This window comes from Faecalibacterium sp. AF28-13AC (genome assembly GCF_003478405.1).
GTDB classification, from domain to species: Bacteria; Bacillota; Clostridia; order Oscillospirales; family Ruminococcaceae; genus Faecalibacterium; species Faecalibacterium prausnitzii_E.
Genome location: NZ_QUFG01000002.1, coordinates 56026 through 68947 on the forward strand (window position 1 = coordinate 56026; position 12922 = coordinate 68947).

Below are 12922 nucleotides of genomic sequence, written 5' to 3' on the forward strand. Positions count from 1 at the left end.
AGCGCGGAAAAATTGGATATAATGGTCTTAGCACTCAGGAAGACAGAGTGCTAAAGAACGAAAAGCAAACGAAGGAGGCAGGCGCTATGACGATGGATGCACGCAAGCAGCGAGTCTTGCAGGCGATCGTGGCGCTGTATGGTCTCGAAGGGGAGCCTGTGGGCAGCAGTGTGCTGGCAAACTACTTTGATATGGCAGTTTCCAGTGCGACGCTGCGCAACGAGATGGCGGCGCTGACCAAGTTGGGCCTGTTGGAGCAGCCCCACACCAGCGCGGGCCGTGTGCCCAGTGCCAAGGGCTACCGTTATTATCTGGACAATCTGCTGACGGATGACCAGCCGCTGGACCGCGTGACCCGCGCACGGGTGGACGCCGTGTTCGCTAGCCTGGACCACGAGCCTGAAAAGCTCGCCCAGGGTGCCGCACGGGCGCTGGCTCAGATCAGCGGCTGCACCGCAGCCATCAGCACCCCCTGTGCCGAGGACCTCTGCATCGCCCATTATGAGGTGGTGCAGGTGGGCCGCAGCGCGGCGGCAGTGCTGGCGGTGACCACGGCCGGCTACGTCCGGACCCGCGTGGCGCGGGTGCGCACCGGCCTCTCGCGTGAGGATGCTGCGGCGCTGGCCGCCCTGCTCAACCGGAACCTGACATTCGTGGCTCCCATGGATCTTTCGCCCCGGCTCCTTGCAGAGCTGTGCGGCCAGATCAGCCCGGAGCTGGTGCCGGTGGTGTCGGCGGCAGCGGCCATCCTGCAGGATTCCACCAAACCGCATGTCTATCTGGGCGGCGAGCAGTACCTGCTCGACTGGCCCCAGCTGGAAGGCAAGGTCGGTTCCATCCTCAGCCTGCTGAGCGATGAGGAAGCGGCCGCCCGGCTCATCGCCCCGCCCGCAGAGCAGAGCGAGAGCATCCTGCTGGGCGAGGACATCGAGCCGCAGATCCCCGGCCTGTGCATCGTCAGCGACCGTTATCTGGTCGGCGGCGGGCTGTGGGGCTCGGTGGCACTCATCGGGCCGACCCGGATGCCCTTCCCAAAGCTGATGCCTCTGCTCCACACCTTTGCCGACCAGCTCGGCGAGGGCATGAGCGGCAAACGAAAAGATACCCCGCAGGCAGCCGCACCCCGGCGGACTGTGATCTATAAGGAGGACCTGGAATGAGCGAAGAAACCAAGAAGACCCCGCAGGCGGAACCCGCCGCAGAGCCAAAGACCGCTGAGCAGGCCGCACCCGAAGCAGCCGCTGAACAGGCTGCGCCCGCATCCGAGACAGCGGAACCCAAGGATGCGAAGAAGGACGGCTGGTTCAAGAAAAACCGCGACCTGGAAGCTGCAAAGGCAAAGCTGGAAGCAGCCGAGCAGGAAGCGGCCCAGACCAAAGAAAAGCTGCTGCGGATGGCTGCCGAGTACGACAACTACCGCAAGCGCACCGCCCGCGAAGCAGACCAGAAGTTCAACGATGGCATCTCCTTTGCGGTCAACCAGATCATCCCCATCCTGGATACGCTGGAGATGGCGGCCAACGCTCCCACCACCGACGAGAATTACAAAAAGGGTGTGACCATGACGCTGGACAAAGCGGCCAAGGCACTGGATGTCCTCCATGTGGAGGAGATCGAATCCCTGGGCAAGCCGTTCGACCCCAATTTCATGAACGCCGTGCAGCAGGTCCCCGCCGAAGAGGGCCAGGAGAGCGGCACGGTGGTCACCGTCTACCAGAAGGGCTACAAGCTGGGCGACAAGATCGTCCGCCATGCGACCGTTGTGGTGGCCGAGTAACTTCGCAAAGACCCGCAAGGGTTTTCAAATAAACATCCGCTTATCCACTTTGAGCATCATATAAACAAATACGTTCTGATTTGAGAGGAGCTTTCATTATGAGTAAGATCATTGGTATCGACCTTGGCACCACCAACAGCTGTGTGGCTGTTATGGAGGGCGGCGAACCCGTCGTCATCGCAAACTCTGAGGGTGCCCGCACCACCCCGTCCGTTGTCGGCTTCACCAAGACCGGCGACCGTCTGGTCGGCCAGGTCGCAAAGCGTCAGGCCATCACCAACCCGGAGAACACCGTTTCTTCCATCAAGCGCCAGATGGGCACCGACCACAAGGTCACCCTGAACGGCAAGGAGTACACCCCCCAGCAGGTCAGCGCCATGATCCTGCAGAAGCTGAAGGCAGACGCCGAGGCTTATCTGGGTGAGCCTGTCACCGAGGCAGTCATCACCGTCCCCGCATACTTCAACGACAGCCAGCGTCAGGCCACCAAGGACGCAGGCACCATTGCCGGCCTGAACGTCAAGCGTATCATCAACGAGCCGACCGCTGCTTCTCTGGCCTACGGCATCGATAAGGAAGACGACCAGAAGATCATGGTCTACGACTTGGGCGGCGGCACCTTCGATGTCTCCATCATCGAGATGGGCGACGGCGTCACCGAAGTTCTGGCCACCAACGGCGATACCCACCTGGGCGGCGATGACTTCGACCAGCGCATCATCGACTGGATGGCAGACGCCTTCCAGAACGAGAACGGCATCGATCTGCGCAAGGACAAGATGGCTGCTCAGCGCCTGAAGGAAGCTGCTGAGAAGGCAAAGATCGAGCTGTCCAGCGCAATGAGCACCCAGATCAACCTGCCCTTCATCACCGCCGATGCGACCGGCCCCAAGCATCTGGATATGACCCTGACCCGCGCAAAGTTCAACGAGCTGACCGCAGATCTGGTCGACCGCACCATGACCCCTGTCCGCAAGGCTCTGCAGGATGCGGGCCTGCGCGCTTCTGACCTGAAGAAGGTCCTGATGGTCGGTGGTTCGACCCGTATCCCCGCCGTCTACGACGCCGTGAAGAAGGAACTGAACTGCGAGCCCTTCAAGGGCATCAACCCCGACGAGTGCGTGGCAGTCGGTGCTGCCATTCAGGGCGGCGTCCTGCAGGGCGACGTCAAGGGCCTGCTGCTGCTGGATGTCACCCCGCTGAGCCTGGGCATTGAGACCCTGGGCGGCGTCTGCACCAAGATCATCGAGCGCAACACCACCATCCCCACCCACAAGAGCCAGGTCTTCTCCACCGCTGCCGATAACCAGCCCTCGGTCGAGATCAACGTTCTGCAGGGCGAGCGTGAGTTCGCACGCGACAACAAGAGCCTGGGTGTCTTCCACCTGGATGGCATCGCTCCGGCTCCCCGTGGTGTGCCTCAGATCGAAGTCACCTTCGATATCGATGCAAACGGCATCGTGAAGGTCAGCGCAAAGGACCTGGGCACCGGCAAGGAGCAGAACATCACCATCACGGCTTCCACCAACATGTCCAAGGACGACATCGACAAGGCCGTCAAGGAAGCAGAGCAGTTCGCAGCAGATGATAAGAAGAAGCGCGAAGAGGTCGATATCCGCAACGGTGCCGACCAGATGGTCTTCCAGACCGAGAAGATGCTGAAGGAGAACGGCGACAAGATGCCCGCAGACGTCAAGAGCGAGGCCGAGGCAAAGCTGGCCGACCTGAAGACTGCGGTGCAGTCCGGCTCCATCGACGACATCAAGGCAAAGCAGGACGCTCTGAGCCATGTCTTCGAGAAGATGTATCAGGCAGCTGCTGCCGCACAGCAGGCCGCAGGCGCACAGCCGGGCCCCGATGCCGGTGCAGCCAACCAGCAGAAGCCCAATGACGACGGCGTCGTCGATGCAGACTTCAAGGAAGTCTAAGTTTTGATACAGGCAGCACATGTCCGGCCAAACCGGCGGATGTGCGCTGAGATATAAGCAAAAGCCGCTCCGGTTTTGCCGGAGCGGCCTTTGTGGGTTAAACCTCTCAGTCTCGCTGACACTCGCCAGCTCCCCAGCCGGGGAGCCCTTGGCAGGTCGGCCAGCATTGCGCAGATTGCTGGATGTTTCCCGCTGTGGGAAACGGGAGCGCGCTGCTGTCAGGGGGAGGTTGCTACGATACGAGAGGTGAGTGGATATGGCACAGGAAAAGCGTGATTACTACGAAGTGCTGGGGGTATCCAAATCGGCCACGGATGCGGAGATCAAAAAGGCCTACCGCAAGCTGGCAATGAAGTACCACCCGGACTACAACCCCGGCGACAAGGACGCCGAGGAAAAATTCAAGGAAGTCAACGAAGCCAACGAGGTGCTTTCGGACCCGAAGAAACGCCAGATGTACGACCAGTATGGTTTTGCAGGCGTTGACCCCAGCTACGCAGCCCAGAACGGCGGCGGTGCAGGCGGCTTTGGCGGGTTCGGCGGCGATGGCGTCGATCTGGGCGACATCTTCGGCGATATCTTCGGCGGCGGATTCGGCGGCTTTGGCGGTGCATCGTCCCGCCAGGCCAACCCCAACGCCCCCCGCAAGGGCCAGGACATCCGTGTCCGGATCACCCTGTCGTTTGACGAGGCCGTCCACGGCTGCAAGAAGAACATCACCATCACCCGCCAGCAGGAGTGCACGGAGTGCCATGGCTCCGGCTGTGCGGCAGGCTCCAGCCCGGAGACCTGCCCCGACTGCGGCGGCCGCGGCTATGTCATCCGCCAGCAGCGCACACCCTTTGGCGTGATGCAGACCCAGCAGCCCTGCTCCCGCTGCGGCGGTAAGGGCAAGCTGGTCAAGAACCCCTGCAAGGTCTGCCACGGTTCCGGCAAGACGGCCACCCGGAAGACGCTGGAGGTGTCCATCCCCATGGGCATCGACGACGATCAGAGCTTTGCACTGCGCGGCATGGGCGATGCCGGTGCCAACGGCGGCCCTGCAGGCGACGTCATCGTGATGGTCACGGTGCGGCCCAGCGAGGTGTTCCAGCGCGATGGCTACGACGTCTGGGTCACGGTGCCCATTACCTACAGCCAGGCCGTCCTCGGCGACGAGATCACCGTGCCGTCCATCGACGGCAAGGTGGAGTATACCGTCCCCGAAGGCACCCAGAGCGGGACCACCTTCCGCCTGCGCGGGAAGGGCATCCAGTATCTGAACGGCCGTGGCCGGGGCGACATGTACGTCAAGTGCGAGGTCGAGATCCCTAAGAAGCTGAACAAGGCCCAGCGCGACGCCCTGAAGAAATTCGAGGGCACCCTGAAAGAAGAAAACTACGAAAAGCGCAAGGGATTCTTCAAAAAGCTGAAAGACCTGTTCAACTGATCACCAGAAACAGAAAGACCCTCCCGGAAAATTTCCGGGAGGGTCTTTTGTGTCTTCTGCACTCAGCCCATGTAGCTGATGTTCACGTCGATCTGGCCGCCGTAGCCGGGGATGCGGGCGGTGCAGCTGCCCTGCCACATGTTGCAGGCGATGGGACTGCTGGCGACGTTGTAGTGGGCATTCCAGATGTTGTACTGGGTCAGTCTGCTCATGTCCAGGCGTTTGCGGAACCAGGTGGTGGAGGCGTAGACGCCGGGCTGATAGCCCAGGGCCTTGACCTCTTCGCAGAAGGCGACCGCGCACTTGGTGCGGTCCTCCACGCCCAGACCATCGGCACGGCCAGAGCCGGAACCGGAGGCCTCGGTGTCAAAGTAGATGGGGTAGTCCAGCTGGCGGCCGTTCAGCACATACACGCAGGCTTGCGCTTCCTCGCGGGCTTCGTTCTCATTGACGGCCTGAGTGAAGCAGTAGACGCCCACCCGCAGACCGGCGTTCCGGGCGTTGGTGAAATGCTCTTCGAACTTGGGGTCCTGCACCAGCGTGCCGGAACCGTAGCCGCGGTAGCCGATGCGGATGATGACGAACTCGACGCCGGCCTGCTTGGCCTGCTCAAAGTCGATGCTGGACTGATATTTGGAGACGTCGATGCCGAAGGTGGCGTTCTGCTGGACGCCATTGGCATCAAAGTAATAGAGCTTGTTGTCGATGGAGCGGATGCCGGTGACGGGGTCGGTGGTGTTTGGCTCATAATAATAGGTCTTGCCGTTCACGGTCCGCCAGCCGGAGTAGGTGGGGCGCGGTGCAGGTGTGGAGGGCTTGTCTTCCTCCTTTTTGCCGAACAGCAGGTTCCACAGCCATTTCAGAAAGCCGTTCTCGCTGTCAAGGCACTGGGCGGAGACGCTGCTTTCGTCCAGCGTTCCGGCGTCCAGCGCGGCGCGGATCTCTTCCGGCGTCAGCAGGATGGTGCCGTTGGTGTCGGAGATCCCGGCAGAAGCGACGGCCTCGCCGTTCTCAGAGGCGGCGGGGGTCTCGGCGGCCTCCGCCTCCAGCGTTTCCACCGGGGCGCTCAGCGGGTCTTCGGCGGCCAGTTCCGCAGTCTCCTGCACGAAGTGGGGGAAGAGGGTGTTTTCGTGGTCGTTCTCCTCGGCAGGACCGGCCATCGGGTCGGCGGCGGGAGTCTCAGCGGACGGCTCCGCAGGGGTCTCGTTCGGCACAGCGGCGGGGGCTTCTTCAACGGGGGCTTCCGCCGCAGGTTCGGTGCTGGAAGCAGGCACCTCAGCCTCCGTCGGGGTCACAGGCACAGCGGCAGAGGAAGCAGGGACCTGTGCCGGTGCGGTCTCCTCCACAGCCGTGCTGGAAGCAGACGCTTCCGCCGTGCTTTCCGAAGCGGCCTCCGTGGAGGCGCTCTTCTCCGGCTGAAGGCTGATGGCGGGGGCCTCCCACTCCACCGCCGCAGGCGCGACGGTCAGACCCGCAGGCTGGGTAGCCAGCAGGATGGTGGTGCTCGCGCCGCCCACGGTCAGAGCCAGCGCCATGACAAAGGCGGCAATGGCCTGCCCCGCATTGCGGCGGGTGTTTTGATCGGATGTACGATCCGGAACCGATGGAAATTTGTGTTTCATGCCGTTTGCTTTTGCCTCCAAATAAGATCGGACGTGCAGCCGCCGTGCGGCCCGCAAAGCCCGGTAGAATCGGGACCGATCCAGAAATCCTGATTTCACTCTTCCAGTATACACCCAACCCCGGTATCCGTCAATCTTCTTTGCGGCGGTGTGAAGGAAAAACAGCGAACGGAAAAGAGAAAAATCGCTCCACAGGCAATACGGTTCAGCCTGCGGAAAAATTGCATCCAGCGCTTCAAAATTTGGTTCTTTTCACGAAAAAGGCATTTTTCTCTTGCTGTCTTGACAGGTGTATGGTATGATGATGGACATGCAGTCCGGTTGCAGAAATGACCGGAAAAGAAAAGAGGAAAATTCTATGGCAAGCTTCAAGGAGTTTTTGAAACGAAAAGATATCGTCATCACCCCGCAGCGCTACCTCATCGAGGCGCTGGGCGCGATGGCACAGGGCCTGTTCGCCAGCCTGCTCATCGGCACCATCATCAAGACGCTGGGCCAGCAGACCGGCCTGGACGTGCTGGTGGACCTGGGCGGCTATGCCACGGCCATGAGCGGCCCGGCCATGGCCTGTGCCATCGGCTGGGCGCTGCACTGCCCGCCGCTGGTGCTGTTCAGCCTCATCACGGTGGGCTACTCGGCCAACGCACTGGGCGGGGCCGGCGGCCCGCTGGCCGTCCTCATCATCGCCATCGTCGCGGCGGAGCTGGGCAAGGCTGTGAGCAAGGAGACGAAGATCGACATCCTCGCCACCCCGCTGGTCACGATCTTTGCAGGCGTCGGCCTGTCCATGCTCATCGCAGCGCCCATCGGCGCGGCGGCAAGCCAGGTGGGCACCCTCATCATGTGGGCCACCGAGCAGGCCCCGCTGGTCATGGGCATCCTCGTGTCGGTCATCGTGGGCGTGGCGCTGACGCTGCCCATCTCCTCCGCCGCCATCTGTGCGGCACTGGGACTGACCGGTCTGGCCGGCGGTGCCGCCGTGGCGGGCTGCTGCGCCCAGATGGTGGGCTTTGCGGTCATGAGCTACAAGGAAAACGGCGTCGGCGGTCTGGTCAGTCAGGGTCTGGGCACCAGTATGCTCCAGATGGGCAACATCATCAAGAACCCCCGCATCTGGATCGCTCCTACGCTGGCCTCGGCCATCACCGGCCCGCTGGCCACCTGCCTGTTCCACTTTGAGATGAACGGTGCGGCGGTCTCCTCCGGCATGGGCACCTGCGGTCTGGTGGGTCAGATCGGCGTCTACACCGGCTGGGTCAACGACATCGCGGCAGGCACCAAGGCTGCCATCACCCCGATGGACTGGGCAGCCATGCTGCTGATCTGCTTCGTCCTGCCCGCCGTGCTGAGCGTCGTCTTCTGCGAGATCGAGCGCAAGCTGGGCTGGATCAAAGAGGGAGATCTGAAACTGAACTAAAAGGCAGAACGCCCTCCGTCACAGCTTTGCTGTGCCAGCCCCCTCTGGGAGGGGGCCTTGACGTAGCGGTATTGCTGCAAAGCCTCCCTCACTGAGGAAGGTGGCATCCGCAGGATGCCGAAGGGAGTTCCTTCCCGTCCAACACGGCCTGCGTCAGCGTGTCGCCCTCATAGGTCAGCTTGAGGGAGAAGAACGGGCGGTCCTCTTTGAGCAGGCGGAAGAAGATCTTGTCGCCCTCCCAGATGGGCAGCGTTTCGACGGTGTCCATCGGCACCCATTCCAGCACTCCTTCGTTGCGGGCGGGGTCCCGGATCAGTTCACCGGTCCAGCCGTCTGCGGTGTAAAGGTGCATGTACTCGGTCAGACGGCCCAGAATGAAGGTCACGATACCCCGGCAGCGGAAGCAGGTCAGCTGAAGGCCGGTCTCTTCCCGCACCTCGCGCAGCAGGCAGTCTTCCGGGCTTTCGAACGGCTCGAACTTGCCGCCCACGCCGATCCATTTGTCGTGGTTCATGTCGTTTTTCTTGGTGACACGGTGGAGCATCAGCCACTTGCCGTCCTGCTCCAGATAGCACAGCGTCGTGTTCCGCATGGGAAATTCAGGGTTCATGAAGCGTTCTCCTTCTGATAAATAAAAGAGACCCTCTCCGTCATTGCTCCGCAATGCCGCCTCTCCCGAAGGGCGAGGTTTTGATGTTGAGTTCTGTCAGCATCAAAGCTCCCCCGACGGGGGAGCTGGCGAGCGGATGCGAGACTGAGAGGGTCTTTTCGTTCTTTTTTATTTCCGTGCAGCGCGGCCCTTGCCGGCGTTGTTCAGCTTGCGGACCAGATCGTTCTGGTGCTTGCGCTGCGAGGGGGTGGGTTCCGGGTCGTGCGCCTCGTTGCCGCGCGCGCTGATCTGGGTGGAATCGGGGTCCACGCGGACAAGGTTCCACTCCTGATTGCCGCCGGAGACGTAGTTCCAGATCTGGGCCTGGGCACCGTTCGCGGTGTTCATGCCCACGAGGTCGATGTACTTGTCAGCCAGCACGTTCCGGATGCGGGTGCGGCCGCTTCGGGTGGGTTCCAGCGCCCAGCACTGGCTCAGCCCGCTGCTGCGGCTCCACTGGTGCAGCCAGGTGCCCTCGACCACGCCGCCGAGCGCCAGGTCGATGAACTTGCCTGTGAACCGGTTCTGGATGCGCCAGCGGCCCTCACCGGCGTCCACGAACTGCCACTGCTGCCACGGATGGCCTGCATAATCCCACAACCGGATCGCAGCGCCGTTCTCGGTATTGAAGTTCTTTACCTCCAATACCTTCCCGTTCGGGGCTTTGATCAGGTAAAATTCATTTTCCATTAAAACGACCTGCGATGCTTTTGCCATAGAGCATGTTCTCCTTTCCGGTATCCGCCGATTTGATGGTTCTATTATAACGCATTTCTTCTCTGGCAACAAGGATGGGAAATCACAATCTTTTGTCGTTTTCTTGTGCGTTTTGCTTAAAAAGACACGCTTTTCCCGCCAACTTGGGCACCGTGTACCACAGGAACAGGGCCGCAAGGCTGAGCCACCGGATCTGGGCGTTCGTCAGGTGCTCGTTTAAAAGCCAGCCGACGCCGAACGAGAGCAGGTTGGCCGTCAGGGCGTAGAGCACCGGGTGGGGCGTTTTGCCCTCCGGCCAGGGCAGCCAGTGGCAGTAGGCGGAGGCTTCCACCGCGAAGACCAGCACTTCCATTCCGGCGTAGAGCGCAAAGCCCGCCCAGGGGCCGAGATAAAACAGTCCGTAGTGGAGAACAAGGTTCAGTGCAAGCTGCGTGGCCAGATTGACCCCGCCGATGAGGTTCTGCTGGGCTTTTTCGCGCAGGCCGAACACCAGGGCACCCAGCGCTAGCTCCAGGATCAGCGTGATGAGTAACCGGGAGGTGAACAGGGAAATCTGGTCGCTGTCGGTCCGGTTGGTGTAGACGTGCATCCAGCCGTCCTCCGGGTCGAACAGCACCTGCCATTCGCTGTCGAACGCATACCGCTGGACCGGCTCTTTGCTCATGGAAAAGACCCCGGTGTCCATATTATAAAGGAGCACATAGAATTTCTGGGGCGGGTAGTACCCCCAGGTGAAGGTCTGTTCGGTGTCGCCGAAGTATTCCTCGAAGTAGCCGAGGAAGTAGTACCCCTCCGGCGCATCGTAAGCCTGAAAGGCTTCCCACACCTCGCGGGAACCCATCCAGTCCCCGTATGCGCTGGGGGCGCTCCATGGGCCGGTGGATTCTGTATTGCCCAGCAGAGTCACGGCGTAATTCTGGTCGTTGTAGATGTAGAGCCTGAGCGTGACCGACGGTTTCGGTCCCATATCCGCGAAGGCAGGCGGCGAAACGGTCAGCAGGAGCAGGGAGGCGAGCAGAAAACCCAGGATTTTTTTGCAGAGTTTTTCTTTCATGATGGGGCCCTCCGGCTTTCGAAAACAAAAATTCCGACACGACTTTCCTTAACTTGTAAACGAGGGAGGGACAGCTGTTATTGCATGGCATTCTGCACAAACTTCAAACAGGACTTTTGTGCACTGTTTTCTGTACTTACAGAGAAAACAAAACGCCGGTTTTCGTGGCGTTTTGACCCCGAATATGAACAAATTGTTTCCGGCTCACGGCCAATTCAGAACACTGACTTCACATTTATAAAGCAAAGCGAACTTTTACGCTTTACTTCGATGAGTAAAACGAATTTCAACAAAAGCTTTCAATTGTTTCATGATTTCGGATATTGACTTTAGATTGAAATTGCGGTATAGTAAGGATGCGGAGAGCGGAAAACGCCCCGCTGTGTACTGAACTTCGGGTCCAAGACCCGTAGAAAGATATAGGAGGTTTGATTATGTACTATTACATTCTGGGCTGTGGTATCGCATGTCTGGTCCTGTTCGGCATCAACAGCATGGACACGGTATGTGTCAAGCCGGCCGAGATCCTGGGCAAGGTCATTCTGTGGCCTCTCGCCCTGATGGAAGCAGTTGTTCGTTACAGCTCCACTCATCACAACATCAAGACCGCGCTGTAAAACATCTTGTTCCCATGCAAAACGACAATCAGGCGGCTGCGCTTTTTTGGAAGGCGCAGCCGCCTTTTTGTTTTGCACTTTGGCGCGGCGTATGGTACAATAAGAAAAACCCCGCCCGGCGGGCTCACCCTGAACAACGAATAGGAGAACTATGAAACCCGATTACAAGCTGGTCGCAAAGGCCAAATATATCCACATGACCGCCGACCTCGCCAGCGAGCTCTGGCACGAGGTCTACAAGCGCTATTACCCGGCGAAGCAGCTGGACGCGCTGGTGGAGACGCTGCAGAGCGCCGACGCCATCGAAGAGGACATCGACCGCGATGTGAACTATTTCCTCGTCTTTCTGGGCGACAAGCTCATCGGCTACTTTGCCTGGAAGATGGAGAACACCGCCCTGCACCTGCTCCACCTCTATCTGAAGCCGGAGTACCGGGGCAAGGCCATCGGCCGCGACATCGTGGCCTCCTGCGAGCGGCTGGCCCGCGGCGAGGGCCGGGGCCGCGTCTGCTGCGAGGTACACACCAAGTGCCTGCCGGTGCAGCAGTTCTTCAAGGCGCGGGGCTACCGGCTGCTCAAGCCTGTGGAGAACGCGGTGGGCGGCATCTCCATGCAGCTGACCGAAATGGAAAAGATGCTCTGAAATTTCCCATTGCAATTTTCCTGCATTTGTACTACACTAATGTAGTGCAATGAAGTGCCCGTCGCGGGCCAGACCCCCACCAAAACGACAAGGGAGGAAACGAGCCATGGCAAAAGATCATCCCACCGGAGAGTCCGGCCTGTATTCGGCGCTGCTGGAACTGAAAACGCCGGAAGAATGCTATCGCTTTTTGCAGGATGTGTGCAGCTACGCCGAGCTGAGTGCAATGGAGCAGCGCTACAACATCGCAGAAAAGCTGGTCAGCAAGCAGAGCTACACCAGCATCATGGGCAACATCGGCGCGTCCAGCGCCATCATCAGCCGGGTCAGCCGGGTCATCAGCAGGGAGGACAGTGTGCTGCGCCGCCTGCTGGAAGAAAAGGCCGAGGCACCCACCGAGGAATAATGCAGGACCGCGCACGGCGGGGCAGGGGAGCACTCCGCCCGCGGTGCGCTTTTTTATCCCCTGCTGCGCACAGCGCACAGCAGGGCCGCAGGAAGGAGCAGATACAATGAGCAAAGCAGTTGTCTTTTTCGCCGATGGCACCGAGGAGTGCGAGGCATTGCTGGTGGTGGACCTTCTCCGCCGCGCCAAAGTCGAGGTCATCGTGGCGTCTGCCATGGGCCGCAGGGAGCTGGTCAGCAGCCATAACATCCACCTGACCGCCGACGCTCTGGCCGAAGAGGTGGATTATTCCGACGTGGACATGGTCGTCCTGCCCGGCGGCATCCCCGGCACCCCGAACCTTGCCGCCAACAAGACCGTGACCGACACCTGCACCGCCTTTGCCAGGGCAGGCCGGAAGGTGGCGGCCATCTGCGCGGCCCCCAGCATTCTGGCTTCGCTGGGCCTGCTGGAGGGTCGGAACGCCACCGCCCACGCCGGGTTCCAGGACAAGCTGGCCGGGGCCGTCGTCCACGACGAAGAGGTCGTGGTGGATGGCAGCATCACCACCAGCTACGGCCTCGGCGGCGCCATCCCCTTTGCGCTGGAGCTGGTCCGCCAGCTGGCCGGCCCGGCGGAAGCCGACCGCATCCAAAACGCCATCGCCTATCGGCACTGAGAGGA

13 protein-coding genes are annotated in these 12922 nt (G+C 60.7%); 9 read left to right on the forward strand and 4 right to left on the reverse strand.

The genetic code is table 11. The features are described 5' to 3' along the window. Positions 1-86 precede the first annotated feature (86 nt). From hrcA to dnaJ, 4 genes are all read left to right on the forward strand, one after another. Complete coding sequence (gene hrcA, locus DWY95_RS02825; protein WP_118552165.1) at positions 87-1160, forward strand: heat-inducible transcriptional repressor HrcA; 1074 nt, start codon at positions 87-89, stop codon at positions 1158-1160. Next, entirely contained in the window at positions 1157-1777 is a 621-nt protein-coding gene (locus tag DWY95_RS02830) for a nucleotide exchange factor GrpE (protein WP_118552167.1), read from the forward strand. The genes hrcA and DWY95_RS02830 overlap by 4 nt, the downstream gene beginning before the upstream one ends. Positions 1778-1875: 98 nt before the next feature. After that, on the forward strand, positions 1876-3705 hold the full coding sequence (gene dnaK / locus DWY95_RS02835) for a molecular chaperone DnaK (RefSeq protein ID WP_118552169.1): 1830 nt from the start codon (positions 1876-1878) through the stop codon (positions 3703-3705). A gap of 256 nt (positions 3706-3961) precedes the next feature. Further along, the gene (dnaJ, locus tag DWY95_RS02840) at positions 3962-5134 is read left to right on the forward strand and encodes a molecular chaperone DnaJ (RefSeq protein WP_097792948.1); all 1173 of its coding nucleotides are present in this window, start codon (positions 3962-3964) and stop codon (positions 5132-5134) included. 62 nt (positions 5135-5196) lie between these two features. Here dnaJ and DWY95_RS02845 read toward each other — a convergent pair whose 3' ends face one another. Further along, positions 5197-6756, reverse strand: a complete 1560-nt coding sequence (locus DWY95_RS02845) for a GH25 family lysozyme (protein ID WP_118552171.1) — start codon at positions 6754-6756, stop codon at positions 5197-5199. Between the two features lie 358 nt (positions 6757-7114). Here DWY95_RS02845 and DWY95_RS02850 point away from each other — a divergent pair, with 358 nt between their 5' ends. Beyond that, positions 7115-8173: a PTS sugar transporter subunit IIC gene (locus tag DWY95_RS02850; protein ID WP_118552173.1), complete on the forward strand. Its 1059-nt coding sequence runs from the start codon at positions 7115-7117 to the stop codon at positions 8171-8173. Positions 8174-8261: 88 nt separating this feature from the next. Here the strand turns inward: DWY95_RS02850 and DWY95_RS02855 are convergent, their stop codons facing one another. The 3 genes from DWY95_RS02855 to DWY95_RS02865 form a co-directional block, all read right to left on the reverse strand. Next, a complete protein-coding gene (locus DWY95_RS02855) occupies positions 8262-8783 on the reverse strand; it encodes an 8-oxo-dGTP diphosphatase (protein WP_118552175.1) in 522 nt (173 codons plus the stop codon). A gap of 168 nt (positions 8784-8951) precedes the next feature. Next, positions 8952-9539 (reverse strand): RICIN domain-containing protein, encoded by a 588-nt coding sequence (locus DWY95_RS02860; RefSeq protein ID WP_118552177.1) that lies wholly within the window; start codon positions 9537-9539, stop codon positions 8952-8954. Positions 9540-9621: 82 nt separating this feature from the next. Further along, positions 9622-10593 (reverse strand): hypothetical protein, encoded by a 972-nt coding sequence (locus DWY95_RS02865; RefSeq protein ID WP_118552179.1) that lies wholly within the window; start codon positions 10591-10593, stop codon positions 9622-9624. Between the two features lie 434 nt (positions 10594-11027). On the opposite strand from DWY95_RS02865, the gene DWY95_RS02870 reads away from it, so the two are divergent. The 4 genes from DWY95_RS02870 (at position 11028) to DWY95_RS02885 (ending at position 12917) form a co-directional block, all read left to right on the forward strand. Continuing rightward, the gene (locus tag DWY95_RS02870) at positions 11028-11210 is read left to right on the forward strand and encodes a hypothetical protein (RefSeq protein WP_118552181.1); all 183 of its coding nucleotides are present in this window, start codon (positions 11028-11030) and stop codon (positions 11208-11210) included. 151 nt (positions 11211-11361) lie between these two features. Then, positions 11362-11853, forward strand: a complete 492-nt coding sequence (locus DWY95_RS02875) for a GNAT family N-acetyltransferase (protein ID WP_118552183.1) — start codon at positions 11362-11364, stop codon at positions 11851-11853. Between the two features lie 106 nt (positions 11854-11959). After that, entirely contained in the window at positions 11960-12259 is a 300-nt protein-coding gene (locus DWY95_RS02880; RefSeq protein WP_118552185.1) for a YerC/YecD family TrpR-related protein, read from the forward strand. A 106-nt stretch (positions 12260-12365) separates the two neighbouring features. After that, positions 12366-12917, forward strand: a complete 552-nt coding sequence (locus tag DWY95_RS02885) for a DJ-1 family glyoxalase III (protein WP_118552187.1) — start codon at positions 12366-12368, stop codon at positions 12915-12917. The last annotated feature ends 5 nt before the right edge of the window (positions 12918-12922 follow it).

What these genes read in the sequence shown, in the direction of transcription:
- hrcA (WP_118552165.1), top strand. Translation starts at nt 87, where the DNA reads ATGACGATGGATGCACGCAAGCAGCGAGTCTTGCAGGCGATCGTGGCG.
- DWY95_RS02830 (WP_118552167.1), top strand. Translation starts at nt 1,157, where the DNA reads ATGAGCGAAGAAACCAAGAAGACCCCGCAGGCGGAACCCGCCGCAGAG.
- dnaK (WP_118552169.1), top strand. Translation starts at nt 1,876, where the DNA reads ATGAGTAAGATCATTGGTATCGACCTTGGCACCACCAACAGCTGTGTG.
- dnaJ (WP_097792948.1), top strand. Translation starts at nt 3,962, where the DNA reads ATGGCACAGGAAAAGCGTGATTACTACGAAGTGCTGGGGGTATCCAAA.
- DWY95_RS02845 (WP_118552171.1), bottom strand. Translation starts at nt 6,756, where the DNA reads ATGAAACACAAATTTCCATCGGTTCCGGATCGTACATCCGATCAAAAC.
- DWY95_RS02850 (WP_118552173.1), top strand. Translation starts at nt 7,115, where the DNA reads ATGGCAAGCTTCAAGGAGTTTTTGAAACGAAAAGATATCGTCATCACC.
- DWY95_RS02855 (WP_118552175.1), bottom strand. Translation starts at nt 8,783, where the DNA reads ATGAACCCTGAATTTCCCATGCGGAACACGACGCTGTGCTATCTGGAG.
- DWY95_RS02860 (WP_118552177.1), bottom strand. Translation starts at nt 9,539, where the DNA reads ATGGCAAAAGCATCGCAGGTCGTTTTAATGGAAAATGAATTTTACCTG.
- DWY95_RS02865 (WP_118552179.1), bottom strand. Translation starts at nt 10,593, where the DNA reads ATGAAAGAAAAACTCTGCAAAAAAATCCTGGGTTTTCTGCTCGCCTCC.
- DWY95_RS02870 (WP_118552181.1), top strand. Translation starts at nt 11,028, where the DNA reads ATGTACTATTACATTCTGGGCTGTGGTATCGCATGTCTGGTCCTGTTC.
- DWY95_RS02875 (WP_118552183.1), top strand. Translation starts at nt 11,362, where the DNA reads ATGAAACCCGATTACAAGCTGGTCGCAAAGGCCAAATATATCCACATG.
- DWY95_RS02880 (WP_118552185.1), top strand. Translation starts at nt 11,960, where the DNA reads ATGGCAAAAGATCATCCCACCGGAGAGTCCGGCCTGTATTCGGCGCTG.
- DWY95_RS02885 (WP_118552187.1), top strand. Translation starts at nt 12,366, where the DNA reads ATGAGCAAAGCAGTTGTCTTTTTCGCCGATGGCACCGAGGAGTGCGAG.